Raw genomic sequence first — 23,881 nt, forward strand, 5'->3', positions numbered from 1 at the left:
CTACGCTTCGGCCCGGGATTCCGCAGGGCAGCTGATCGCAGCATTGAGACGCACCAGCTCGTCTCTGCCTCCCTCAGCGGACGCCGCAATCGGCCGGACAATCCGCGCGCGACGTCGCACTCGCCCACGTGCGGGCATCTGCGTCTTCTTGTATTTCCTCGCCGCGCACCGCGGCAAGCATGCGTCCGCCACAGCGCGAAGGCCCACCTCTCAGCTCAGGGCAGGCCACCGCCGGCATGCTGCTGCCGCCATTGCGCGTAATCGACGAAGTCGCCATCGACCACGTCGTACCAGCGGATCGCACCCGAGCGCTCGACGCGGAAACGATCGCGGACCGGCTCGGTCTGCGGATCGCCCGGGCAGCCGTCGCCGTGTTTCTCGCGCACCGCGATCTCGATCGCCGCCGGCGCGGACACGGAGGTCGCAGAGGCGATCGCCCCCGCATCGGTCGCAGCCTGATCCTCGCTCGCGTCCTCGACGGCGTAGCCCAGGCACGGCAGGTCGGGGTAGGCATGGTCGGCGGCCAGGCGCGCCTGCAACACGTCCATCGCACGCTGTGCGTCGAAGGTGTCGGCCGGTGCGGCCGGCGGGGTCGCCCGCGGCGCGTCGGTCTTGGCGGTCGGCGACGGTGCGTCCGTCTGCCGCTCGGGGGCGGGGCCGCAGCCCGCGCTCAGCATCGCCAGCAGCAGCGCGGCCGGCAGTCGCATGCGCTTGAACATCGTCGATCCCAGGAAGTCGGTCGGCACCGGCCGCGCCGGCGCCGCTTCCCAGCATAGCCGAAGCGGACGCCGCCGCGCCCGCTGCAGCCCTCGTCGCCTCGGGCGGCGCAGGCATGCGGCCTGCGCCACCCGCGTGCCGGCTCAACGGAAGCCGGCCACCGTCGCCTTGGTGTTGACCAGCACGCGCTGGTTGTCGGCGGTGCTGGCGTTGCCCATCGGCACGCCGTTGTAGGACACGTTCGGGTTGGACCAGTAGTTCAGCCGCGGGCAACTGCTGCTGCAGTTGTAGGCCATGATCGTGCGCCAGCTGTTGCCATAGCGATAGCCGTGGCCGTAGGCGTACGGCGAGGTGCTGGAGTCGGTGGCCACGTCGTGGCGCGCGCTCTGCAGGTGGCCGATCTCGTGGGCGAAGCTGTAGTAGCCGGTGGCGCAATCCCAGTACACCGCCGCGAACGCGGTGGCGGCGGTGGAGCCGATGCCCGACGCAAGGCCGCAGTAGGCGGAATTATCGATGATCAGCACGCCGACGTCGGCCGCGGTGCTGTTGCGCGAGGTATGGATGCTGTCCATGTAGCCGTCGCTGGTGCCGCGGAAGCGGGTCAGGTCGGTGTTGAAGTCGCCGGATTCGGTGTAGTTGGTGGTCTCGTAGCCGGCCAGCTGCATGGTGATGCCGACGTTGCTGTTGCTGTAGCCCTGGTTGGACTCGGCCACCGCCAGTTGCACCAGCGACTGCATGTTGCCGCCGTAGCTGGTCACCGCCTTGTTGGTCGCCACCACCAGCACGCGGATGGTCGCGGGCGAGCCGGACGAGGCGCCGGCGGCGGTGACGCGTTCGTCGATCACCGACTGCGGCATCTGCACGGTCGGCAGCAGCGCGTAGTCGGCCGGATGCTCGGCCGGCATGCGCCGTTCGTCGACCTCCACCAGCACATGGCCGCCGCCGGCGATCGGACGCAGGTGGAACAGCGTGCCGTTGCTGCGGATGCTGCCGGTGATGGTGTCGCCGCTGCGCACCAGGATCGCCGAGTTCAACGGATCCAGGCCGGAGCGCGCACGGGTCCGGGCCACCGCGGCATTGCCGAGATTGCCGTACCAGATGCTGTTGCCGCCTTCCAGCTGCTCGGTCTTCAGTTGCGTGGCGGTGACGCGCTTGCCCAGCAGGTCCAGTTCCAACTGGGCCTGCCCGGCGGTGACGGCGGCGGCATCCACGCCGACCCGCTGCACCGCGCCGGTGGCGGGATTGGCCAGCAGGCGGTTCAGCGCCGGCTCGCCGGCAATGGACTTGGAAACGTACTGGCTGCTCTGGAACAGGGGCTTTGCGGCGGCGGAGGCGGAACCGGCGACACACAGGGCAAGCATCGCGGTCAGGCTGCACATCGACTTCATGTCGGACTCCAGGGTGGTGAGTAGGGACGAACGTCGCCCCGCGCGCGGCCGCAGACGGGGGAGGCCGCGCGGGGGAGTTCGATTAGCCGCTCAGCCACCGTTCAGCGCAAGCAACAAATGCAGTCGCGGCGCCGGTCGGAGATAGACATCACAGAACGCACGTGGCGCAACCGGAATTCCGTCCATGCCTGCGCGTCGTCGCGGCAGGTGCAGCGCCTGCCGAGGGGCAGTGCCGCCTCAGCCGGCCTGCTGCTGCAGGGCCAGCAATTCGTCCTCGTCGAACCCGGCCAGCAGGCGCGCCTGCAGGTTGAACGGGCCGTGCAGATAGCCGCCGGCGTACTCGCGCAGCAGCGCGGCGAAGCGGGCGCGCGGCTCGATCCCGGCCTGCGCGCAGTACCAGCGGTACCAGCGCGAGCCGGCGGCCACGTGCGCCACTTCCTCGCGCAGGATGATCTCCAGGATGTCGGCGGCGGCATCGTCGCCGAGCGCGCGCAGCTTGGCGATCATGCCCGGAGTCACGTCCAGGCCGCGCGCCTCCAGCACCCGCGGCACCAGCGCCATCCGCGCCAGGCCGTCGTGCGCGGTCTTCTCGCACATTTCCCACAGGCCGTTGTGCGCGGCGAAATCGCCGTAGGCGTGGCCCAGTGCGCGCAGGCGGTCGCGCAGCAGCACGAAATGGCGCGACTCGTCGTCCGCCACCGCCACCCAGTCGGCGTAGAACGCCGGCGGCAGGCCGCGGAAGCGGTAGACCGCGTCCCAGGCCAGGTCGATGGCGTTGAGTTCGATGTGGGCGATGGCGTGGATGAAGGCGGCGCGGCCCTCGGCACTGCCGAGACCGCGCCGCGGCAGCTCGCGCGGATGCACCAGCAGCGGCCGCGGCGGCCGCCCCGGCATGCGGATCGGCTCGGGCGCCGGCGCGGTGGCCGGCAGCGCCAGCGTGCCCTCGCGCCAGGCCGCGGCATGGCGCTGGGTCAGCACGACCTTCTCGTCGGGGTCGGCCGCGTCCAGGCAGGCGCGCGCGGCCTGGTACAGGTCGCCGTTCACGGCGCCGCCGCCGCGCGCAGGGGCCACGCCCGGGTGCGGGCGCCGCGGGGCTCAGGCACGGCGCTTGCGCTTGGCCTCGTCCGAACGCAGCTGCATGATCCGCTCGAAGTAGCCGGGTTCGATGCCGGTGGTGTACTGGCCGTTGAAGCAGGAGGAGTCGAAGGTCTTCAGTTCCGGGTTGCCCTCGCGCACCGCGGTCTCCAGGTCTTCCAGATCCTGGTAGATCAGCCAGTCGCAGCCCAGGAACTCCTGGATCTCCTGCTCGCTGCGGCCGTGCGCGACCAGTTCGTCGGCGGCCGGCATGTCGATGCCGTAGATGTTGGGGTAGCGCACCGGCGGCGCGGCGCTGGCCAGGTACACCTTGCGCGCGCCGGCGTCGCGCGCCATCTGCACGATCTGCCGGCTGGTGGTGCCGCGCACGATCGAATCGTCGACCAGCAGCACCACGCGGTTACGGAACTCCAGGTGGATCGGGTTGAGCTTGCGGCGCACCGACTTCACCCGCTCGCCCTGCCCCGGCATGATGAAGGTACGGCCCACGTAGCGGTTCTTGACGAAGCCCTCGCGGTACTTCACCCCGAGCACGTTGGACATCTCCAGCGCGGCATCGCGCGAGGTGTCCGGGATCGGAATGATGGTGTCGATGTCGTGGTCCGGGCGCAGGCGCAGGATCTTCTCGCCCAGTTTCATGCCCATGCGCATGCGCGCCTTGTGCACCGAGACGTTGTCGATCATCGAGTCCGGGCGCGCGAAGTACACGTACTCGAAGATGCACGGGGTGTGGTCGGTGGGCGAGGCGCACACCTCGGAGAACAGCTCGCCGCGGCCGGTGATCACCAGCGCTTCGCCGGGGCGCACGTCGCGCACGCGGGTGAAGCCGAGGATGTCCAGCGCCGAGGACTCGGAGGCGACGATGTACTCGTCGCCCTCCACGCTCTCGCGCTTGCCCAGCACCAGCGGGCGGATGCCGTGCGGATCGCGGAACGCGACCAGGCCCAGGCCCAGCACCACGCTGACCACCGCGTAGCCGCCCTTGCAGCGGCGGTGCACACCGGCCACGGCGCGGATCGCCGCTTCCGGGGTCAGCATGCGCTGCGCGTCCAGTTCGTAGGCGAACACGTTCAGCAGCACTTCGCTGTCCGAATCGGTGTTGATGTTGCGGCGGTCGGCTTCGAACACCTGCTGGCGCAGGGCCTCGGTATTGACCAGGTTGCCGTTGTGGGCCAGCGCGATGCCGTACGGCGAATTCACGTAGAACGGCTGCGCCTCGTCCATGCCTTCCGACCCGGCGGTCGGATAGCGGCAATGGGCGATGCCGACCCGGCCTTCCAGCACCGCCATGCGCTTCTCGTCGAAGACGTCGCGGACCAGGCCGTTGGCCTTCTGCACGCGCAGGCGGGTGCCATCGGCGGTGGCGATGCCCGCCGCGTCCTGGCCACGGTGCTGCAGCACGGCCAGGCCGTCATAGAGTTGCCCGGCCACGTTCTGGGTGCCGACGATTCCGACGATGCCACACATGTCAACGCTCTCCGCGGCGGGGATGCCGCTATTGGGAAGGTGGCCGTGCCTGGCCGTTGGGTTCGACCCGTGCCGGGTCGGATTGCACCGGACGCGCCTGCGCCGGATCGATGTTCGCGGGCATCGGTTGCGACGGATCGCCCCCGGGCTGCGCGGACCGCACCCCGGGACGTCCCAGGGCCTTGGACATCATCTCCTGCAGCCCACTGGACTGCAGGGCGTTGCCCAGCGCGGCATTATCGCCTGCCGCGGGCAAGTTGCCCAAATCCATCTGCGACACGTTCAGTTGCGGCATCTGCGACAGGTTCAACTGCGGCATCTGCGGCATGCGCCAGTCCGGCAGTTGCGCGCGCATCCAGCCCACCCCGGGGCTGAGTACCGGCAGCACCATCGAATGGCGCCAGTCCGGCTCGCGGGTCAGCGGAGTGAAGCTCATCAGGAAGGCCAGTACCGCGGCGAACAAACCGCCGCGCGCCGCGCCCAGGCCGAAGCCGAGCGCCCGATCGGTGCCTGACAGCGCGGTCGAACGCACCGCGGTGCGGATCACCATGCCGACGATGGCGACCACCGCCATCACCGTCACGAAGGTCAGCGCATAGCCGCCCAGGTAATAACTCATGCTCGGCCGGGCCCCGTCGGCCAACCACTGCCCGGCGCTGCCGCCGAACTGGAAGGTCGCCCAGCCGGCCAGGAACCAGGACAGCGTGCCGACGACGATGCCGACGAAGCCGCGCAGCGCCCCGAGCAGGGCCGAGACCAGGATCACCGTCAACAGCACCATGTCGATCATGCGCGCCTCCCGCGGCCGAGCCGCTGCATCGCGCCGATCGCGCGTCGCGCCTGCCTTCCCTGGGACATGCCAACTACTCCATGGGCCGCAGCCCGATCAAGGATGTGGACGTACCATACCGCTGATGCCGACCTTGGCCGCGACCTGGGCCCGCAACTGCTCGGCATCGGCGCGGGTGGCGACCGGACCGACCCGCACCCGGCTCAACGCGCCCTTGTCGGTGCGCACCTGTTCGACGAAAGCACTGAAGCCGGCCGCGCGGGCCTTGTCGCGCAGGGCATTGGCGTCCTCGACCTTGCCGAAGGCGCCCAGTTGCACGGCGAAGCCGGTGCCGGCAGCGGCCGGCGCGGCGGGCACGCTAGGCGCCGGCTTGGCCGCCGCCGTGGTGGCCGCCGTGGTGGCCGGGGTGGGCGCCGGCTTGGCGGGTTCGGGCTTGGGCGTGGCCGGCTTGGGCACCGGCGGCGTCGCCGGCTTGGCGGCGGTGGCCACCGGCTTGGCCGGCTCCGTCGGCAGCGCCTCGGTCTTGGCCGGGGCGGCAGCCGCGGCGGCGACGACGTTGCTGGTGGGGGTGGCGTTGCTCGGCGCCGCGTCCAGGGTCACCACCTGGGCGTTGACGTCGTTGCGGACCTTGACCGCCTGCAGGCGCACCGATTCGGCCTGGGCGCGATCGGCATACGGCCCGATCCGCACCCGCCAGGCCTGGCGACCGCCGATCGTGGCCTGCTCGCGGAAGCCGGGCAGCTGCGCCTGCTTGAGCCGCGCGATCACCGCGTCGGCATCGGCGGCGGTGGCATAGGCGCCGAAATTCACCGCGTAGTTGCCGGCAGCCGTGCTCGGCGGCAACGGCTGCGCGGCGCTGCCGGCGGCCGGATCGGCCAGGTCGGCAGCATCGGGATTGTCCTTGACCGGCGCCGGCGTGGCCGCCGCCGCGGGCGTGGCGCCCGGGGCCTTGGCCATGCCCACGGCCCCGCCGCTGGGTGCGTCGCCCGGGGTCACCAGCGGCAGCTCGCGGGTCTCGAACTGGCCGTCGGCCGGCGCGTCGGGCGCCTTCAGCGGCACATTGGCCACGCCGCTGTCGGGCGCAGGCCCCTTCACCAGCATCGGCAGGAAGATCACGGCGAGCGCTACCAGGACGAGGGCGCCAATCAATCGCTGTTTCAGGACGGTATCCACGGAAAGGGTGAGAGGGCGGCGTGGCGGAGTGCCGCCCCGATTATAAGGTCGGCCCGCGCGGAGACGGGATCAGCCGGCTGAATGCAGCCAGTGCAGCGCCTCGCCAGCGGTATGGAACGAGCCGAACACCAGGACCCGGTCGCCCGGCCGCGCCTGCGCCAGCGCCGATTGCAGCGCCTGCGCCACGCTCTCGGCGAGATCGGCCTCGGCGGCGGCCGTGTCCGCCAACCGCGCGCGCAGCTGCGCACCGCTCTGGCCGCGGCTGCCGCCCAAGCCGGCCAGATGCCAGGCGTCGACCTGCGCGGCCAGCGCGGCCACCACGCCGGCGGCGTCCTTGTCGGCCAGCGCCGCGAACACCGCATGGGTGCGGCCGGCGGCCGGCTGCGCCTGCAGCGCGGCGGCCAGTTCGCGGGCGGCCTGCGGATTGTGGCCGACGTCGACCAGCACCTCCACGCCGTCGCGCACGCACGGCTGCAGGCGCCCACGCAGGCGCGCGGCGGCGATGCCCTCGGCGTAGGCGTGGCGCGGCAGCGACCGGCGCAGCGCGCGCAGGGCGGCGATGGCGGTGGCGGCGTTGGCGCGCTGCACCGGCGCGCGCAGCTGCGGCAGCGGCAACTGCAGTTCGGTGCCGACGTCGCGCCAGCGCCAGCGCTCGGCGTCGATCGGCTCGTGGAAGAAGTCGCTGCCGGCGCGCAGCGCGTTGGCGCCGATCGCGTAGGCGCGGCGCAGCACGCTGGAGGGCGGATCGATCTCGCCCAGCACCAGCGGCTTCCACGGCCGCGCGATGCCCGCCTTCTCCGTGCCGATGGCCTCGCGGTCGCTGCCGAGCCAGTCGGTGTGGTCGATGTCCACGGTGGTGATCACCGCCACGTCGGCATCGACCAGGTTCACCGCGTCCAGGCGGCCGCCGAGGCCGACTTCCAGCACCGCCAGTTCCAGCTTGGCCTGCTGGAACAGCCACAGCGCCGCCAGCGTGCCGTATTCGAAATAGGTCAGCGCCGTATCGCCACGCGCGGCTTCCACCGTGGCGAAGGCGCTCACCAGCTCGGCATCGCTGGCCTCTTCGCCGTCGATGCGCACGCGCTCGTTGTAGCGCAGCAGGTGCGGCGAGGTGTAGCTGCCCACGCGCCAGCCGGCGGCACGCGCGATCGCCTCGACGAAGGCCACGGTGGAGCCCTTGCCGTTGGTGCCGCCGACGGTGATGACGTGCTTGGCCGGCCGGGTCAGGCGCATGCGCGCGGCCACCGCGCGCACCCGCTCCAGGCCCATGGCGATGTCCTGGGGGTGTTGGCGCTCGATGTAGGCGAGCCATTCGGGGAGGGTGTTCATGGAGGCGATTGAACTCGATTGATACGGCGCCAGCACGCGCACTCATAGCGACGACGCATTTTGCTGCTGCTTTGGCTTTGGCTGTTGCTATTCCGGATTCCGTGAGGCACGGCAAGCAGGCCGGATAAAAACCCCGCAGGGGCGGCGCGCAGGAAGCGCACCGTTTTTCGACGGCACATGGGTGAGTCGGATAAAGGCGAAGCACTGCTTCGCCCCGGCGAACGGGCTGGCGCCGTGAGGCGCCTGCCCCGGGCTTGGCCGCGGAGCGGGCAAGTGCAGCCGAAAAATGTCCGGCCTGCTTGCGCACCCGGAGCGCGCAGCGCGGAGGGCGTGCCGCCCGGGTGTGCTTTCTTTTGGTTAGTTTGATCAGCCTCCGGCTGCTGTAAAGCCTTCTTTGCACAAGCAAAGAAAAGTGACTCGCGCACCAAGCGCGAAAGCACTCGATCTTGCCTTTGCATCAACTCAACGCGTCCTGGCAACGAACCAGCAGAAGCGCTACAGCGCCCGATGCTTCGCCTCGCCGAAGAACGGCGTGTGGTGCGCGCAATCGTTCAGCCGTACCACCTCCAGACGCTCCACGTCCGGCCCTTCCAGCAGGTTCAGCGTGGTCGGCGCCTGACGGAAACTCCACAGCCGCGCGATCGGCAGGCCCAGTATCCGGCACAGGATCACCCGGTTGACCGCATCGTGCGCCACCACCAGCAAGGTGTCGTGTTCGCCCAGCCCCTCGGCGGCGCGGGCCAGACCGCGCCAGGAACGCTCCAGCACCTGCCGCAGCGACTCGCCGCCCGGCATCAGCACCGTGTCCGGCTCCTCGCGCCAGGCGCGCAGGCGCGCCGGATCCTTCTCGTGGATCTCGCTGGCCAGCAGCCCTTCCCACTCGCCATGGGCAATCTCCTGCAGGTCCGGATCGGTCTGCAGCAGCGCCTCGCGCTCAGGCCCCAGCGCGAAGCGCGCGGTGCGTTGCGCACGCGCCAGCGGCGAGGCCACGGCGCGGGTCAGCGGCACTTCGCGCAGGCGCGCACCCAGCGCCTGCGCCTGGGCGTCGCCGACCGGCGACAGCGGGATGTCGATCTGGCCCTGGTAGCGGCCTTCGGCGTTCCACGGGGTTTCGCCATGACGGGCGAGCAGAATGCGCATGCGCTGGATTCCTTGGGGGGAAGGGACCGTCTCGCAAACGAAAACGGAGCGGCATGATACCCGCTCCGTCGCCGGAAACCCTGCGCGGCATCCCCGTGATGCGCCGCCGCGGCGCAGCGTGGCGGACACGCGGGCGGCGGCCGCGACCGCCGCCCGCCGGGCCTGGCTCACTTGGCCAGGTTCAGCTCCTTCAGCAGCCGCGGCGCCGGCGCCACTTCCTGCATGATCCAGTGCAGGTAGCGCGCGTCGACGGCGATCATCCGGGTCATCGCCGGGTCGAACACCCAGTTCGAACTCACCGACTCCCAGTTGCCGTCGAAAGCCAGGCCGACCAGCTTGCCGTGCGCGTCCATCACCGGCGAGCCGGAGTTGCCGCCGGTGATGTCCAGGTCGGACAGGAAGTTCACCGGCACCGTGCCCAGCCGCTTGTCCTCCAGCCCGCCGTAGCGCTTGGCCTTGGCCGCCTCCAGCAGCGCCTTGGGCGAGTCGAACGGCTCCACGCCGGTGTCCTTGGCGACCACGCCTTCCAGCGTGGTGAACGGGGTGTATTCCACGCCGTCCTTGGGCGAATAGCCCTTGACGTTGCCGAAAGTGATGCGCAACGAGGAGTTGGCGTCCGGATACACGAACTCGCCCTGGCTCTTCTTGTAGTCGGCCACGGCCTGCAGGTAGCGCGGACGCGCCAGCAGCTCCTCGCCTTCGCGGCGCTTCTGGTCCTGCTCGATCTGCAGCAGGGTCGGCATCAGCGCCACCGCGTAGCGCAGCGCCGGGTCGTCGCTGGCCTCGAACGCGGCGCGGTCGGCGTGCAGCCACTTCAGGCGCTGCTCGGTGCTGCCCAGCTGGGTACCGGCCAGGCGCGCCGCGGCGGCCTGCGCATCGGCACCGGCCAGCCACTGGTCCAGCGCCGGCAGGCGCTGCGCCTGCGGCAGCTTCAGGTACTGGTCGAACCAGTAACGCTGCAACTGGCTGTCCATGGACGCGACGTAGCGGCGCTCCATCTGCTTCATCGCGCCCTCGATCTCGGGCAGGTCGCGCTCCTGGTAGCCCGGCTCACGCGCGGCATCCGGCTTGGCGCGTTCGATCGACAGCCGGTACAGCATGACCGCGCTGCCGAGCGCCCCGGTCCGCTGCATCTGCCGCAGCACCAGGTCGCGATCGCGCGTCGCCTTGGCCTGCTCGCCCAGCGCCAGCAGTTGCGCGTGGGCCTGCAGCGCGGCCTTGCCCTCGCCGCCCTGGCGCTTGAGCCAGTCCAGCACCGCACGTTCCTCGGCGTGCTTCTTGGCCGCCGCGTCGATGCGCTTGAAGCCTTCCAGCTGGCCCTCGTAGTTCTTGGCGACGTTGTTCCAGCTGGCCATGGTCGCCGCGTACTTCACCTGGATGTCCGGGTTCTGCTTGCCGGCCTGCTCGACCAAGGCGATCAGGTCGCGGTACTGGCGCGCGGCGGTGGGATAGCCCCAGTCGGCGGTGGCGTCGAATTCGGAGGCCAGCGCATAGCGGTTGGTGCGGCCCGGGTAGCCGGCGACCATGACGAAATCGCCGGCGCCCAGCGGCTGGTCGGCGAACTTCAGGAAGTGCTTGGGCTGGTACGGCACATTGTCCTTGGCATAGGCGGCCGGCTTGCCGTCCTTGCCGACATAGGCGCGGTAGAACGAGAAGTCGCCGGTGTGGCGCGGCCACATCCAGTTGTCGACGTCGCCGCCGAACTTGCCGATGCCCGAGGGCGGCGCATAGGCCAGGCGCACGTCGCGGATTTCCAGCGTGCGGAACAGGCGGTAGGTGTTGCCGCCGGAGAAGCTGTACAGCGCGCAGCGGTAGCCGGCGTCGGCTTCGCAGGCGGCGACCTGGGCCTTGTCGAAATCCTCCAGCGCCTGCGTGCGCTTGAGCGCATCGTTGCCGGCGGCGGCCATCGCCGCCTTGGCCTGCGCGGTGACGTCGGTGATGCGGTCGAGCACGTAGATGCGCGCGTTGGGACCGGCGCTCAGTTCCGCGCCCTGGCTGGCGGCGCTGAAACCGTCGCGGATCAGGTTCTTCTGCGGGGTCGAGTTGAGCTGGATCGCGCCGTAGGCGCAGTGGTGGTTGGTCACCACCAGGCCCTGCGGCGAGACGAAGCTGGCGGTGCAGCCGCCGAGCGAGACCACCGCGCCCATCGGGTCGCCGGTGAGATCGGCCAGTTGCTGCGGCGACAGCTTCAGGCCGGCCTGCTGCAGCGGCCCGGCGATGTCCGGCAACTGCTGCGGGACCCACATGCCCTCGCCGGCATGGGCGGCGGAGGCAGCGGACAGGGCGGCCACGACGGCGATGGCGACAGCCAACGGATTCGAACGCATCGAGCGGTTTCCTTGATGACAGACGTTAGAGTGTAACGGCTGTCATCAAGTGCCCGGACCGTGACCAATGGCACCCTGGGGCGGATCATCCAGCGCCGAGTACGCCGCGCACGGCATGGCGGGCGCGCCCTGACCGCGCCGCAACATGGGCGCGCCGGCCGGGCGCTTATACTGCGCGCCCTCTTCCCATCGAATCTGCACCGACATGGCGCAAACAATGAAGGCGCTGGTCAAGCGCGACGCCGCCAAGGGCATCTGGCTGGAACAGGTGCCGGTGCCGGTCCCCGGCCCCAACGACGTGCTGATCAAGCTGGAAAAGACCGCGATCTGCGGCACCGACCTGCACATCTACCTGTGGGACGAGTGGAGCCAGCGCACCATCAAGCCCGGCCTGACCATCGGCCACGAATTCGTCGGCCGCATCGCCCAGCTCGGCTCGGCGGTCACCGGTTACGAGGTCGGCCAGCGCGTGTCGGCCGAAGGCCACATCGTCTGCGGCCACTGCCGCAACTGCCGCGGCGGGCGCCCGCACCTGTGCCCGAACACCGTCGGCATCGGCGTCAACGTCAACGGCGCCTTCGCCGAGTACATGGTGATGCCGGCCTCGAACCTGTGGCCGATCCCCGACCAGATCCCCTCCGAGCTGGCCGCGTTCTTCGATCCCTACGGCAACGCCGCGCACTGCGCGCTGGAGTTCGACGTGATCGGCGAGGACGTGCTGATCACCGGCGCCGGCCCGATCGGCATCATCGCCGCCGGCATCTGCAAGCACATCGGCGCGCGCAACGTGGTGGTCACCGACGTCAACGACTTCCGCCTGAAGCTGGCCGCGGACATGGGCGCCACGCGCGTGGTCAACGTCGCCAACACCTCGCTCAAGGAGGTGATGGCCGACCTGCACATGGAAGGCTTCGACGTGGGCCTGGAGATGAGCGGCAACCCGCGCGCCTTCAACGACATGCTCGACTGCATGTACCACGGCGGCAAGATCGCCATGCTCGGCATCATGCCGCGCGGCGCCGGCGCCGACTGGGACAAGATCATCTTCAAGGGCCTGACCGTGCAGGGCATCTACGGCCGCAAGATGTACGAGACCTGGTACAAGATGACCCAGCTGGTGCTGTCCGGCTTCCCGCTGGGCAAGGTGCTGACCCACCAGCTGACCATCGACGAGTTCCAGAAGGGCTTCGACCTGATGGAAGAAGGCAAGGCCGGCAAGGTCGTGCTGAGCTGGTGAGGCGCCCGCCGCGGCAGCGCGGCGGTCCCGGAAAAATACGAAGGGCGCCTTGCGGCGCCCTTCGTCGTTTCATGGTAGCGATGCGATCAGAACGCGATCGTGCCCGAGACCACCACGCGGTGACCGGCCAGGCGCTCGGTGAAGTTCTCCGGCCCCTTGTTGTCGGTGTCGTAGTAGCCCACGCTCAGCGCCAGCGGGCCGACCATCTTGCCCACGCTGACGTTGTAGTCGGTGTAGTCCTGGTAGGCGGTCAGCGCGCTTTCGTAGGTGGTGCGGCCGACGTGCGCGCCGACGCTGAAGCCCTGCGGCAGCGACCAGTTCCCGTCCAGCGCGTAGTAGAAGCTGTCCTTGTCCAGGTTGTACACGTTGTCGGTGTAGGCCACGGTCAGGGTGTAGGTCTTGAGGAACTTGGTCTTGGTGATCAGTTCGTTGTAGTTCAACCGGCCGGCGCCCGGATAGCCGTAGCGGTTGACCATCACGTCAAAGTTCCAGTCCGGGGAGAAATCGACGTTGTAGCCGACGAAGCCGTCCGTTTCCCAATCCGGATCGCCGGCGCCGAAGTCGACGTTGGAACCCCAGGCGCCCACGTACAGGCCGAACGGCGAGGTGTAGGTGAGACCGGCCTGGAACGCCGGGCCCTTGTCGGTCTGGGAGACGCCACGGAACACGTAGTCGCTGACCACGCCGTAGGAGCCGGTGATCGGCGAGGTGGGCTCGTCCTGGGCCAGGACGGTGAGCGGCGAAGCGGCCAGTGCGAGGGCCAGGGCGAGAGTGGTCTTGTTCACCGGTCAGTCTCCTGCGGTTGAAGAGGGGTGGGTTGCAGCGACGGGCGTATGTCGCTTTCACGCTTTTTTAACTGTTTTGATCGTGCAGCGCAACAACTTTTCGCCAAGCGCATGCCATGCCCTGACACAACGCCCCTGGATCACGTCACACACGGACATGGCCGGCGCGCCGACTGCGGCCACGGCTTCGCCAGGCGCGGTCCCAGCCAGCGTCCTGACGGCCAGGCCAGGACCGCTCGGGCAGCCGTTGGCGGCACCGCCGTGCATGCACGGCAGTGCGCCTCTGCGTGGCGCGATGGCGCCTCAGTCGGGCCGGGCAAAGACCCCGTAGCGACGCGCGCGCAGGTGCAGCGGCTGGCCCGGCACATAGTCGGGCACCCCCTCGCCCGCCGGCAGTTCCACCTCCACCTCGTCGTGGCCGTGCGCCAGTTGCGCGCGCAGGCGCAGGCGCGGGCCGCTGCGCTGGATCGACAGCACCGTCGCCGCCCAGCCCTCGCTGCCCGGCGCCAGGTCTTCCGGCCGCACGTACAGCTCGACCGGGCCGCTGGACAGCGCTGTCGACGGTACCGGCAAGGCCAGCCCGCCGATCTGCACGGCACCGTCGTGCAGGCGCGCCGGCAGCCGGTTCACCGCGCCCACGAAGGCGTACACGAAGGGCGAGGCCGGCTGCTCGTAGACCTGCGCCGGGCTGCCGATCTGCTCGATCCGGCCACGGTTGAGGATCGCCACGCGATCGGCCAGCTCCAGCGCCTCTTCCTGGTCGTGGGTGACGAACACCGTGGTCAGACCGGTGCGTTCGTGCAGGTCGCGCAGCCAGCGCCGCAGGTCGCGGCGGACCTGCGCGTCGAGCGCGCCGAACGGTTCGTCGAGCAGCAGCACGCGCGGCTCGATCGCCAGCGCGCGGGCCAGCGCCACGCGCTGGCGCTGGCCGCCGGACAGTTGCGCCGGGTAGCGCCGCTCCAGCTCGTGCAACTGCACCAGCGCCAGCAGTTCCTGCACCCGCGCACGGATGCGCGCCTCGGTCCAGCGCGCCTCGCGGCGCACGCGCAGGCCGAAGGCGATGTTCTCGTACACGGTCATGTGCTTGAACAAGGCGTAGTGCTGGAACACGAAGCCGACCCGGCGCGCCTGCACCGACAGCGCGGTGGCGTCCTCGCCGTGGATCAGCACGCGTCCGCGATCGGCGTGCTCCAGCCCGGCGATCACCCGCAGCAGCGTGGTCTTGCCGGAGCCGGATGGCCCCAGCAGCGCCAACAGTTCGCCCTGGCGGATGTCCAGGCCGACGTCGTCGAGCGCGGCGAAATCGCCGAAGCGCTTGTCCAGGTGCTGTACGCGGATGCTCATTGCAACCTCAGTGTCGGTGAGTGGCGGCCAGCGCCGCGCCGTGGCGCCAGTGCAGCCAGGACTTCACGGCCAGCGTCAGCAGCGCGGTCAGCGCCAGCAGGCTGGCGCAGGCGAAGGCAGCGCTGTAGGCGTATTCGTTGTAGAGGATCTCCACATGCAGCGGCAGCGTGTTGGTGCGCCCGCGGATGTGCCCGGACACCACCGACACCGCGCCGAACTCGCCCATCGCCCGCGCACTGCACAGCAGCACGCCGTACAGCAGGCCCCAGCGGATGTTGGGCAAGGTCACCCGGAGAAAGGTCTGCCAGCCGCTGGCGCCCAGGCTCAGCGCCGCCAGTTCCTCGTCGTCGCCCTGCTGCTCCATCAGCGGCATCAACTCGCGGGCGATGAAGGGGAAAGTGACGAAAGTGGTCGCCAGCACGATGCCCGGCAGCGCGAACACGATGCGCGGCAGGCGCAGCACCACCTCGCCCAGCAGCGGCAGGGACAGCCGCACGCCCTCGTCGATCAGCGGCCAGGCCCAGCCGTTGCGGCCGAAGATCAGGATGAACAGCAACCCGGCGACCACCGGCGACACCGAGAACGGCAGATCGATCAGGCTCACCAGCAGGCGCTTGCCGGGGAAGCGATGCTTGCTGACCGCCCAGGCCGCGGCCACGCCGAACACCAGGTTCAACGGCACCACGATCGCCGCGACCAGCAGGGTCAGGCGGATCGCCGCCAGCGCATCCGGATCGGAGATCGCGCGCCAGAACACGTCGACACCGCTGCGCAGCGCCTCGACGAACACCAGCAGCAAGGGCAGCAGCAGGAACGCCAGCAGGAAGCCGAGCGCGCCGCCGATCAGCAGCCGCCGCACCCAGCGCGGCTCGTCGACCACCGAGGCCTGCACGTGCAACGGCACGGCGGCCGCGCCGGCCTGCCCGGGCACGCGCGCGGCCAGCGCGGAGACCACGGACGCCATCACGCCACCGCCCTGCCGCGCCGCGCGAACCAGGCCTGCGCCGCGTTGACCAGCAGCAACGACAGCAGCGACAGCAGCAGCATCGCCGCGGCGATCGCGCTGGCGCCGCCGTAGTCGAATTCTTCCAGGCGGATGGTGATCAGCAACGGCGCGATCTCGGTGGCATTGGGCAGGTTGCCGGCGATGAAGATCACCGAGCCGTACTCGCCGACGCCGCGCGCGAAGGCCAGCGCGAACCCGGTCAGCACCGCCGGCCACAGCGTCGGCAGCAGCACCCGGCGCACCGTCTGCCAGCGCCCGGCGCCGAGCGTGGCCGCGGCCTCTTCCAGTTCGCGCTCGGCCTCGGCCAGCACCGGCTGCACGATCCGCACCACGAACGGCAGCCCCACGAACACCAGCGCCACGACGATGCCCAGCGGCGTGTAGGCGACCTTGATCCCGCCCGCACCGCTGCTCTGCATCAGCCCGGCATAGCCGATCAGCAGGCCGCCGACGCCCAGCGCGGCCAGGCTGAGCACCGCGACCGTGCCGAGCAGGCGCTGCAGCGCGCGCAGCGGTGCCGGCAGCAGCGTCTGGCTGCGTCGCAACAGCGCGTAACCGGTGGCCGACAGCGCCAGCAGCAGCGCCAGCCGCGGCCACCACCAGGCCAGCGTCGGCAGGCTGGCCGCCAGCGCCTGCGCCGGCTGCTCCAGCCAGCGCCCGATCCAGCCGTTGCTGCCGTACAGCGCGGTCAGGGCGATGCCGGCCACCGCGGTCGGCAGCGCGAACGGCAGGTCGATCATCGCGTCGAACAGGCGCTTGCCGGGAAAGCGATAACGCACGAACACCCAGGCCACCCAGGTGCCCATCAGCGCATTGAACGCGGCCGCGACCAGCGCGGTGCCGAAGCTCAAGCGCAGCGCCGCCAGCACCCGCGGCTCGCTCCACACCCGCCACACGCCTTCCCAGCCCAGCCCGCTGCTCTTGAGCAGCACCGCGAGCAAGGGAATCAGCACCACCAGCCCCAGCCAGGTCAGGGTGATGCCCAGGCTCAGCCCCAGGCCCGGCATCACCCGGCGCTGGCGCGGTGCGCGGGGAACGGCAGCGGCGGTCACGGCCATCGCGTCACTTGCTCGCCTGGATCTGGTCGAACAGGCCGCCGTCGTCGAAGTGCGTGGCCTGCGCCTTGGCCCAGGAGCCGAACGCCTGATCGATGGTGACCAGCCGCACCTTCGGCAGCCGCGCCAGATCCGCGCGATCGGCATACTCGGGATGGCGCGGCCGGTAATAGTGCCTGGCCGCGATCTTCTGCCCTTCCGGCGAGTACAGGTACTTCAGGTATTCCTCGGCCACCGCGCGGGTGCCGTGCTTGTCCACGTTCTTGTCGACCAGCGCCACCGACGGCTCGGCCAGGATCGACAGCTTCGGCACCACGATCTCGAACTTGTCCTGGCCCAGTTCCTGCTGCGCCAGGAACGCCTCGTTCTCCCAGGCCAGCAGCACGTCGCCGATGCCGCGCTGGACGAAGGTGGTGGTGGCGCCGCGCGCGCCGGTGTCCAGCACCGGCACGTTGCGGAACAAGGCGCGCATGTAGTTGAGGATGCGCTCGCGGTCGCCCTTGAAGATGTGGTCGGCGTAGGCCCAGGCGGCCAGGTAGTTCCAGCGCGCGCCGCCGGAGGTCTTGGGATTGGGAGTGATCACCGACACGCCGCTGCGCAGCAGATCGGGCCAGTCCTTGATCCCCTTCGGATTGCCCTTGCGCACCAGGAACACGATGGTCGAGGTGTACGGCGCGCTGTTGTCGGGCAGGCGCGTGGCCCAGTTCGGATCGATCAGCTTGCTCTTGGCCGCGATCGCATCCACGTCGTAGGCCAATGCCAGCGTCACCACGTCCGCCTCGACCCCGTCGATCACCGCGCGCGCCTGCTTGCCGGAGCCGCCGTGCGAGGTCTCCACCGTGACCGTGTCGCCGGGATGCAACTGCGCCCAGTGCTTGGCGAAGGCGGCGTTGTAGTCCCGGTACAGCTCGCGGGTGGGATCGTAGGAGACGTTGAGCAGTTGCGTCTCGGCGGCGGCCGCGGCCCCGGCGAACACGCACAGCGCGAGTGCGAGCAGCGGGCGCCAACGGCGCGGCGGAAGGCTGGACATGGACGGTTCTCCGAAAACACAGGCCGACGCCGCGGCCGATGCCCGCCGCGGACCATGACGCATGCTGCGCAGCGGCAGGCGGCGGGTGAAATGACTTCCGGGCAGCGGCTCATGCCATTTGCGCATGACGACCCCGGCCTGCGCGGGCGCCGCGGTAAAATCGCCGTCTCTTTCGCCGCGCGTGCCCGTCATGACCGACTCCCGCCTCACCCAGCATTACGCCGAGGAACTGGACGCGATCCGCGCCCAGGGCCTGTTCAAGTCCGAGCGTATCATCGTCGGCCCGCAGGCGGCGGAGATCGTCCTCGCCGACGGCCGCCGCGTGCTCAACTTCTGCGCCAACAACTACCTGGGCCTGGCCGATCATCCGGCGCTGATCCAGGCCGCCAAGGACGCGCTGGACACGCACGGCTTCGGCATGGCCTCGGTGCGCTTCATCTGCGGCACCCAGGACCTGCACAAGCAGTTGGAAGCACAGATCGCCGCGTTCTTCGGCACCGAGGACACCATCCTCTACGCCGCCTGCTTCGACGCCAACGGCGGCCTGTTCGAACCGCTGCTGGGCGAGCAGGACGCGATCATCTCCGACGCGCTCAACCACGCCTCGATCATCGACGGCGTGCGCCTGTGCAAGGCCAAGCGCTTCCGCTACGCCAACTGCGACATGGCCGACCTGGAAGCGCAGCTGCAGGCGGCCGACGCCGCCGGCTGCAAGACCAAGCTGATCACCAGCGACGGCGTGTTCTCGATGGACGGTTTCATCGCCCCGCTGGACGCGATCACCGCGCTGGCGAAGAAGTACGACGCGCTGGTGCACATCGACGAATGCCATGCCACCGGCTTCCTCGGCGCCAGCGGCCGCGGCTCGGCCGAGGTCAAGGGCGTGCTGGACAAGATCGACATCTTCACCGGCACCCTGGGCAAGGCCATGGGCGGCGCGCTGGGCGGCTTCACCACCGGCCGCCGCGAGGTGATCGAACTGCTGCGCCAGCGCTCTCGGCCCTACCTGTTCTCCAACTCACTGCCGCCGCACGTGGTCGCCGCCGGCATCAAGGCCTTCGCGATGCTCGACGCCGCCGACGACCTGCGCGCACGCCTGGTCGAGAACACCGCCTACTTCCGCGAGCGCATGGCCGCCGCCGGCTTCGACATCAAGCCCGGCACCCATCCGATCTGCCCGGTGATGCTGTACGACGCGCCGCTGGCGCAGCGCTTCGCCGAGCGGCTGCTGGAGGAAGGCATCTACGCCATCGGTTTCTTCTTCCCGGTGGTGCCCAAGGGCCAGGCGCGGATCCGCACCCAGATCAGCGCCGCGCACACCCGCGAGCACCTGGACCGGGCGATCGACGCGTTCACCCGCATCGGCCGCGAACTGGGCGTGCTCGCCGCCTGAGATGCGCAACGCGCTGCGCCAACGGCTGGTGCTGGCGGCGCAGACCGACGCCCAGGCGCAGCCGACGGCCGGCGGTTGGCATAGCCGCCGCCTGCATTGCCGGCGGCGCCTAGGGCGTGGCGACGGCGAGCCGCTGGGCCATTGCTCGCTCGAACACGTGGTGCCGCAGGCCTGGTTCGGGCGCCGCACCGCCGCGACGTTATGCGCCCGGGTCGGCGACGCCCCCAACGATGCGCGCGATCTGGCGCGTGTCACCAATCCCCGAGCATGCCGCGCCGCGCTTGCACGCGCCTGTGGCAAGGAAGCGCGAGGAAGTGGACGTCCGTCCACGCCCTAGCGATGACGCGGCCATGGGCGTGCGCAAGCGCGGCCCCTCGGGTTGCGCCTGGCAGGCGCCGCGCGGCTTGACCTGACGGCCAGTCAGGCGCTGCGCCACGCAACACCAGCCACGCGCCTGCCAGGCCCAACGCGGCATACTCGGAGATGGGCGACACGCCCTAGCGCTGGCCTGTGCCGGCTGCAATCACGCCAAGGGCCGCCACCACGATGCGCGCGAGCCACAGGACGCGCGCGCCCGCGAGGTGCGCCCGCGCGGTGGTCGCCGCCCTGCTCAGCGCGCGGCCGGCGCGCTGGCGTCCGCCGCCGGCGCCAACGCGGTGACTTCGGCGGCGCTGAGTTCGCGCCAGGCGCCCTTGCCCAGCTCGCCCAACGCCAGCTCGCCGATCGCCACCCGTACCAGCCGCAGCACGTCCAGGCCGAGCGCGGCGAGCAGCCGCCGGATCTGCCGGTTGCGGCCTTCGTCCAGCACCACCTCGAGCCAGGCATGGCGCTCGCCGTGGCGCAGCAGGCGCACCTGTTTGGCGCGCAGCGGTTCGCCCTCGGCGACCACGCCGGCGCACATCCGCGCCAGCAGCGCCGCGTCGGGCACCGCGTCCACCTGCACGTGATAGGTCTTGTCCGGGCCGCTGCCCGGATCGGTCACCCGCGCCGCCCATTGCGGGTCGTTGCTGAACAGCAGCAGGCCTTCGCTGGCCTTGTCCAGGCGCCCGACCGGCGCCAGCCACGGCAGGCCGGCGCCGTCGAAACAGCGGTACACGGTATCGCGGCCGCGCTCGTCCTGCGCGCTGGTGACCAGCCCGCGCGGCTTGTTGAGCATCAGGTACCGGCGCGCGGTATCGGCCAGCGGCGCGCCGTCCACGGCCAACCGGTGGCGGCCCGGCAGGATCGGGAATTCGGGATCGGTGACGATGCGCCCGTCGACGGCGACGCGGCCGGCGGCGATCCAGCGCGCGGCCTCGGTGCGCGAGCACAGGCCCAGCTTGGACAGGGTCCGCGCCAGGCCGTGCCGCGGCGCGGCCGGTGCGCCGCCGCGCGCGGGCGGACGCGGACGCGTGGGCGCCGCCGGGGACGACGCCGGACGGCGGGAACGCGGCGGCTTGGTCCCTCGCACGGCGCGAACGGGCGCGGCCGCAGGCGGCCGCGCGCCGGACTTACTGCTTGTTGACGTCGACCGGTGCCGGCGCCTCGGCGGCGGCAGCCGGTGCCGGACGCGCCTTGACCACGCGCACGCCGCGCGCCTTCATCCAGGCGTCGAACTCCTCGGCGGTCATGCGCTTGCCGTTCTGGCTCATGTCGAAGCGCCAGGGCGTGTTGTCGAACGCGGTGGTCGGCTTGTAGGCAGCCGGGTCGTTCGGCTTGACCGCGCCCGGGGTGGCATTGGCCAGGCTCTGGCAGCCGTCGGCGCGCAGCCGCAGCAGCACGCGCTCCAGCGACTGGTCGCTGCTGTAGGACTGGGTCAGCACGCCGCTGGGCATGCCCAGCTGCACGTTGCGGCTGAACAGTTCCGAAGCGACCGGCGCGGCGACCGTGGCCGGCAGCGCCAGCGGCTTGGGCAGCAGGTCACCGGAGCAATCCGGTGCGGCATGGGCCGCAGGAATCAGGGCGAGCGCGAGCAGGCTGGCCGTCACGATACGCAGCATCGGTTTTTTTCCATTCAGGCGAGTCGACGAGCGAGTGTAGGCAGGCCCCGGCGCGCTTTCAACTGTTACCGGCACTACATGCGCTAAATAATTGGGATTGCTGAAAAAATTCAGCTTGGACCGGTCTCGGGGCAGCGATCGACGCCAGCAACACGCAGGAGCCCCCACGCAGGAGCGGCTTCAGCCGCGACAGGCGTTCACGGGAACACCCGTCGCGGCTGAAGCCGCTCCTCCGCCGGCGGCGGACGATGCAACACCCACCCCACAAAAACAAAGCCCGGCACGAGGCCGGGCTTTGCTTGAGACTGGAAGCGTCCGATTAGTTCTGGACGTTCAGTTCGGTACGACGGTTCTTCGCACGACCTTCCGGGTTGTCCTTGCCGTCCGGCAGGGTGTTCGGAGCGATCGGGCGGGTAGCGCCGTAGCCGATCGGGCCGATCAGACGCGACTTGTCGATTCCGTTGTTGACCAGGAAGTCATACACAACGGCCGCACGACGCACCGACAGCTTCTGGTTGTAGGCCGGGGTACCGATGGAGTCGGTGTTGCCCGCCACTTCGACGCGCAGATCCGGGTAACGCTTCAGGATCTCGACGGCCTCGTTCAGGATCGCCACGGCGTCCGGACGCAGGTTCGCCTTGTTGAAGTCGAAGTTGACGCCCTTCAGGTCGATCGACACCGGCACCGGGCAGCCGTCCGGACCGATGGTCTGGCCAGGCTGGGAGTTCGGGCACTTGTCGTCGCAGTTGTTGACGCCGTCACCGTCGTCGTCCAGATCGGCGCAGCTCGGCGCAGCGGCCGGCGGCGGCGGCGGGGCGACCGGGGCAGCCGGCGGCGGGCCCAGCGGGATCACGACGCCGACCGAAGCCAGCACGTCGCCGAACCAGTTCTGCGACGGAGCGGCAACGCTCTGGTCGTCGAAGTCAGCGCGGTAGGCCACTTCGGCACGCACGGCAACGCGCTTGTCGAAGGTGGTCTGCAGACCGACGCCGGCCTTGGCGGCAAAGTTGCCGTCCTTGCGCTGGCCCGGGGAGACCGGACCGCCGGTGTCGAACTCTTCTTCCGAGCGCTGGTAGCCCAGGCCGAACAGCAGGTACGGGTTCCAGCCGCGGCCTTCCTGGATGAAGTGGCGACGCAGGTCGAACGAGATGCCGTACTGGCTCCAGTTCAGGTCCTGGTTCTTGTCGAAGTTCGGGTTCTGATAGTTCAGCTCACCGTCCAGCGACCAGTTCGGGTTGATGAACTTGCCCAGGCCCAGGGTGACGAAGGGCGCATCGTTGGTGGTGCGGTCCTTGTCCTGGAAGTTGAAACCAGCCGAACCGGTCAGGTACCAGCGGTCGTCGAATTCCTGCGCGGACGCTGCCTGGGCGACGGCCAGACCGCCCAGCAACGCGGCGGTGAGAATTTTCTTGTTCATTAATACAACTCCTTGTTTCGGGGAGATAGAAACCGGTAGAGGCATGGTTCAGTACAGATGTCTCGTCACATCCAGACGGCCGTTTCCGCACGCCATCGCCGCGCACATTATGCGCGGCATAGTGAAGATGGCGTTAACGAGCACGTAACATGTGAAAGTCGACGCCAGCCCCTGCCAGGCCGTGGATACACCCTATACAGGTTAATGAAATCCCGCAATGCGGCGGGGCGATGACCGTTTGCGGTCGTAGACAACCACCCACACGGCGACCCAGGTCTCACCGCGGCCGCGCCCACGGCGGCGGGTCGGCCAGTTCGGCCTGCATGAACTCGACGAAGGCGCGCACCCGCGGCGGCACCAGCCGGCGCTGCGGCATCACCGCATAGATGCCGGTCTCGGCCAGCGGGTAGTCGGCCAGCACCTGGCGCAGCCGTCCCTGCCGCAGGTCCTCGGCCACGTGCCATTCCGAATGCAGGGCGATGCCCTGCCCGTTGATCGCGGCATCGCGCAACACCTCGCCGAAGTTGGTCTCCAGCGGCCCGGCCACGCGGACGGCGATCTCGCCGTCGGGGCCCTGCAGCCGCCAGGTGTCCTGGCGGCCGTCGCTGCCGGTCAGCAGCAGGCAGGCGTGCGCGGCCAGGTCGGCCGGCGTGGCCGGGGTGCCATGGCGGCGCAGGTAGTCGGGGGAGGCGCAGAGCATGCGCCGATTGCCGGCCAGGCGCCGCGCGACCAGGCTGGAATCGCGCAGCGTGCCGATCCGGATCGCCAGGTCGAAGCCTTCGCTGACCAGGTCCACCACGTTGTCGCTCAGGTGCACGCTCAGCCGCACCTGCGGGTGCAGCGCCATGAAGCGCGGCAGCAGCGGCGACACGTACAGGCGCCCGAACGCCGCCGACATCGTCACCCGCAGGGTGCCGGCGGCGCTGGCGCCGGCCTGGCGCAGGCCGCCGGCCAGCGATTCCAGGTCCTCGACCAGGGGGCGCCCCTGCTCGGCCAGGTGCAGGCCTTCCGGGGTCGGGTGCAGGCGCCGCGTGGTCCGGTGCAGCAGGCGCACGCCGAGCGTGCGTTCCAGCCGTTGCAGCCGCTGGCTGGCGACCGCCACCGACAGGTCCAGGCTGCGTGCGGCGGCGCTGATCGAGCCGAGGTCGAGCACGCGCAGGAACAGGGCGATATCGCCGATCCGGTCCATTGTGTGGATTCCATTGAAAG

20 protein-coding genes and 2 pseudogenes are annotated in these 23,881 nt (G+C 70.1%); 4 read left to right on the forward strand and 18 right to left on the reverse strand.

Annotation, left to right across the window (positions count from 1 at the left end; all coding sequences use genetic code 11):
* Nucleotides 1-215: 215 nt before the first annotated feature.
* The 9 genes from AC1PME_RS16130 to AC1PME_RS16170 form a co-directional block, all read right to left on the reverse strand.
* Entirely contained in the window at nt 216-719 is a 504-nt protein-coding gene (locus tag AC1PME_RS16130) for a hypothetical protein (RefSeq protein ID WP_481098131.1), read from the reverse strand.
* 141 nt (nt 720-860) lie between these two features.
* On the reverse strand, nt 861-2,105 hold the full coding sequence (locus AC1PME_RS16135; RefSeq protein ID WP_307551987.1) for a zinc-dependent metalloprotease: 1,245 nt from the start codon (nt 2,103-2,105) through the stop codon (nt 861-863).
* Between the two features lie 237 nt (nt 2,106-2,342).
* The gene (locus AC1PME_RS16140) at nt 2,343-3,149 is read right to left on the reverse strand and encodes a ferritin-like domain-containing protein (RefSeq protein WP_481096423.1); all 807 of its coding nucleotides are present in this window, start codon (nt 3,147-3,149) and stop codon (nt 2,343-2,345) included.
* Nucleotides 3,150-3,200: 51 nt separating this feature from the next.
* The gene (purF, locus tag AC1PME_RS16145) at nt 3,201-4,667 is read right to left on the reverse strand and encodes an amidophosphoribosyltransferase (RefSeq protein ID WP_481096424.1); all 1,467 of its coding nucleotides are present in this window, start codon (nt 4,665-4,667) and stop codon (nt 3,201-3,203) included.
* A 28-nt stretch (nt 4,668-4,695) separates the two neighbouring features.
* On the reverse strand, nt 4,696-5,457 hold the full coding sequence (locus tag AC1PME_RS16150) for a CvpA family protein (RefSeq protein ID WP_481096425.1): 762 nt from the start codon (nt 5,455-5,457) through the stop codon (nt 4,696-4,698).
* 96 nt (nt 5,458-5,553) lie between these two features.
* A complete protein-coding gene (locus AC1PME_RS16155) occupies nt 5,554-6,630 on the reverse strand; it encodes an SPOR domain-containing protein (protein WP_481096426.1) in 1,077 nt (358 codons plus the stop codon).
* Between the two features lie 69 nt (nt 6,631-6,699).
* Nucleotides 6,700-7,968, reverse strand: a complete 1,269-nt coding sequence (gene folC, locus AC1PME_RS16160; protein WP_481098132.1) for a bifunctional tetrahydrofolate synthase/dihydrofolate synthase — start codon at nt 7,966-7,968, stop codon at nt 6,700-6,702.
* Nucleotides 7,969-8,454: 486 nt separating this feature from the next.
* A complete protein-coding gene (locus tag AC1PME_RS16165; protein WP_254458920.1) occupies nt 8,455-9,099 on the reverse strand; it encodes a histidine phosphatase family protein in 645 nt (214 codons plus the stop codon).
* Between the two features lie 167 nt (nt 9,100-9,266).
* Nucleotides 9,267-11,426, reverse strand: a complete 2,160-nt coding sequence (locus AC1PME_RS16170; protein WP_307551993.1) for a S46 family peptidase — start codon at nt 11,424-11,426, stop codon at nt 9,267-9,269.
* Between the two features lie 205 nt (nt 11,427-11,631).
* Here AC1PME_RS16170 and tdh point away from each other — a divergent pair, with 205 nt between their 5' ends.
* The gene (gene tdh / locus AC1PME_RS16175) at nt 11,632-12,663 is read left to right on the forward strand and encodes an L-threonine 3-dehydrogenase (RefSeq protein ID WP_254458922.1); all 1,032 of its coding nucleotides are present in this window, start codon (nt 11,632-11,634) and stop codon (nt 12,661-12,663) included.
* 86 nt (nt 12,664-12,749) lie between these two features.
* On the opposite strand, the gene AC1PME_RS16180 is transcribed toward tdh, so the two are convergent.
* The 5 genes from AC1PME_RS16180 to AC1PME_RS16200 form a co-directional block, all read right to left on the reverse strand.
* Nucleotides 12,750-13,448, reverse strand: a complete 699-nt coding sequence (locus tag AC1PME_RS16180; RefSeq protein ID WP_019796739.1) for a TorF family putative porin — start codon at nt 13,446-13,448, stop codon at nt 12,750-12,752.
* A gap of 303 nt (nt 13,449-13,751) precedes the next feature.
* Nucleotides 13,752-14,792 carry a sulfate/molybdate ABC transporter ATP-binding protein gene (locus tag AC1PME_RS16185; protein ID WP_254458924.1) on the reverse strand — a complete coding sequence of 347 codons (1,041 nt, stop codon included), beginning with the start codon at nt 14,790-14,792 and terminating at the stop codon, nt 13,752-13,754.
* Nucleotides 14,793-14,799: 7 nt separating this feature from the next.
* Entirely contained in the window at nt 14,800-15,756 is a 957-nt protein-coding gene (gene cysW / locus AC1PME_RS16190; RefSeq protein WP_307551997.1) for a sulfate ABC transporter permease subunit CysW, read from the reverse strand.
* Complete coding sequence (locus AC1PME_RS16195; RefSeq protein ID WP_307551999.1) at nt 15,756-16,856, reverse strand: ABC transporter permease subunit; 1,101 nt, start codon at nt 16,854-16,856, stop codon at nt 15,756-15,758. Before AC1PME_RS16195 ends, cysW begins: the two co-directional genes overlap by 1 nt.
* A gap of 4 nt (nt 16,857-16,860) precedes the next feature.
* Entirely contained in the window at nt 16,861-17,883 is a 1,023-nt protein-coding gene (locus tag AC1PME_RS16200; protein WP_481096427.1) for a sulfate ABC transporter substrate-binding protein, read from the reverse strand.
* Between the two features lie 190 nt (nt 17,884-18,073).
* Between AC1PME_RS16200 and kbl the strand changes: the two genes are divergently transcribed.
* From kbl to AC1PME_RS16215, 3 genes and pseudogenes are all read left to right on the forward strand, one after another.
* On the forward strand, nt 18,074-19,276 hold the full coding sequence (kbl, locus tag AC1PME_RS16205; RefSeq protein WP_481096428.1) for a glycine C-acetyltransferase: 1,203 nt from the start codon (nt 18,074-18,076) through the stop codon (nt 19,274-19,276).
* Nucleotide 19,277: 1 nt separating this feature from the next.
* Nucleotides 19,278-19,524 (forward strand): annotated as a pseudogene (locus tag AC1PME_RS16210) (HNH endonuclease); the annotation flags it as partial.
* 249 nt (nt 19,525-19,773) lie between these two features.
* Nucleotides 19,774-19,936 (forward strand): annotated as a pseudogene (locus AC1PME_RS16215) (HNH endonuclease); the annotation flags it as partial.
* Here the strand turns inward: AC1PME_RS16215 and AC1PME_RS16220 are convergent.
* The 4 genes from AC1PME_RS16220 to AC1PME_RS16235 all read right to left on the reverse strand — a co-directional run bounded on the left by AC1PME_RS16220 (nt 19,887) and on the right by AC1PME_RS16235 (nt 23,861).
* On the reverse strand, nt 19,887-20,726 hold the full coding sequence (locus AC1PME_RS16220; protein WP_481096429.1) for a pseudouridine synthase: 840 nt from the start codon (nt 20,724-20,726) through the stop codon (nt 19,887-19,889). The pseudogene AC1PME_RS16215 and the gene AC1PME_RS16220 overlap by 50 nt on opposite strands.
* A gap of 40 nt (nt 20,727-20,766) precedes the next feature.
* Nucleotides 20,767-21,255 (reverse strand): hypothetical protein, encoded by a 489-nt coding sequence (locus AC1PME_RS16225; protein WP_254458928.1) that lies wholly within the window; start codon nt 21,253-21,255, stop codon nt 20,767-20,769.
* Nucleotides 21,256-21,574: 319 nt separating this feature from the next.
* The gene (locus AC1PME_RS16230; RefSeq protein ID WP_254458929.1) at nt 21,575-22,672 is read right to left on the reverse strand and encodes an OmpA family protein; all 1,098 of its coding nucleotides are present in this window, start codon (nt 22,670-22,672) and stop codon (nt 21,575-21,577) included.
* A gap of 277 nt (nt 22,673-22,949) precedes the next feature.
* On the reverse strand, nt 22,950-23,861 hold the full coding sequence (locus tag AC1PME_RS16235; protein ID WP_254458930.1) for a LysR family transcriptional regulator: 912 nt from the start codon (nt 23,859-23,861) through the stop codon (nt 22,950-22,952).
* Nucleotides 23,862-23,881 lie beyond the last annotated feature (20 nt).

The sequence above is a fragment of the Xanthomonas sp. NCPPB 901 genome (genome assembly GCF_056725085.1).

Bases quoted from the DNA above. Each gene is read 5' to 3' on its own strand.
- AC1PME_RS16130 (WP_481098131.1), bottom strand. From the start codon at position 719: ATGTTCAAGCGCATGCGACTGCCGGCCGCGCTGCTGCTGGCGATGCTG.
- AC1PME_RS16135 (WP_307551987.1), bottom strand. From the start codon at position 2,105: ATGAAGTCGATGTGCAGCCTGACCGCGATGCTTGCCCTGTGTGTCGCC.
- purF (WP_481096424.1), bottom strand. From the start codon at position 4,667: ATGTGTGGCATCGTCGGAATCGTCGGCACCCAGAACGTGGCCGGGCAA.
- AC1PME_RS16150 (WP_481096425.1), bottom strand. From the start codon at position 5,457: ATGATCGACATGGTGCTGTTGACGGTGATCCTGGTCTCGGCCCTGCTC.
- AC1PME_RS16165 (WP_254458920.1), bottom strand. From the start codon at position 9,099: ATGCGCATTCTGCTCGCCCGTCATGGCGAAACCCCGTGGAACGCCGAA.
- AC1PME_RS16170 (WP_307551993.1), bottom strand. From the start codon at position 11,426: ATGCGTTCGAATCCGTTGGCTGTCGCCATCGCCGTCGTGGCCGCCCTG.
- tdh (WP_254458922.1), top strand. From the start codon at position 11,632: ATGGCGCAAACAATGAAGGCGCTGGTCAAGCGCGACGCCGCCAAGGGC.
- AC1PME_RS16185 (WP_254458924.1), bottom strand. From the start codon at position 14,792: ATGAGCATCCGCGTACAGCACCTGGACAAGCGCTTCGGCGATTTCGCC.
- cysW (WP_307551997.1), bottom strand. From the start codon at position 15,756: ATGGCGTCCGTGGTCTCCGCGCTGGCCGCGCGCGTGCCCGGGCAGGCC.
- AC1PME_RS16195 (WP_307551999.1), bottom strand. From the start codon at position 16,856: ATGGCCGTGACCGCCGCTGCCGTTCCCCGCGCACCGCGCCAGCGCCGG.
- AC1PME_RS16200 (WP_481096427.1), bottom strand. From the start codon at position 17,883: ATGTCCAGCCTTCCGCCGCGCCGTTGGCGCCCGCTGCTCGCACTCGCG.
- kbl (WP_481096428.1), top strand. From the start codon at position 18,074: ATGACCGACTCCCGCCTCACCCAGCATTACGCCGAGGAACTGGACGCG.
- AC1PME_RS16225 (WP_254458928.1), bottom strand. From the start codon at position 21,255: ATGCTGCGTATCGTGACGGCCAGCCTGCTCGCGCTCGCCCTGATTCCT.
- AC1PME_RS16230 (WP_254458929.1), bottom strand. From the start codon at position 22,672: ATGAACAAGAAAATTCTCACCGCCGCGTTGCTGGGCGGTCTGGCCGTC.
- AC1PME_RS16235 (WP_254458930.1), bottom strand. From the start codon at position 23,861: ATGGACCGGATCGGCGATATCGCCCTGTTCCTGCGCGTGCTCGACCTC.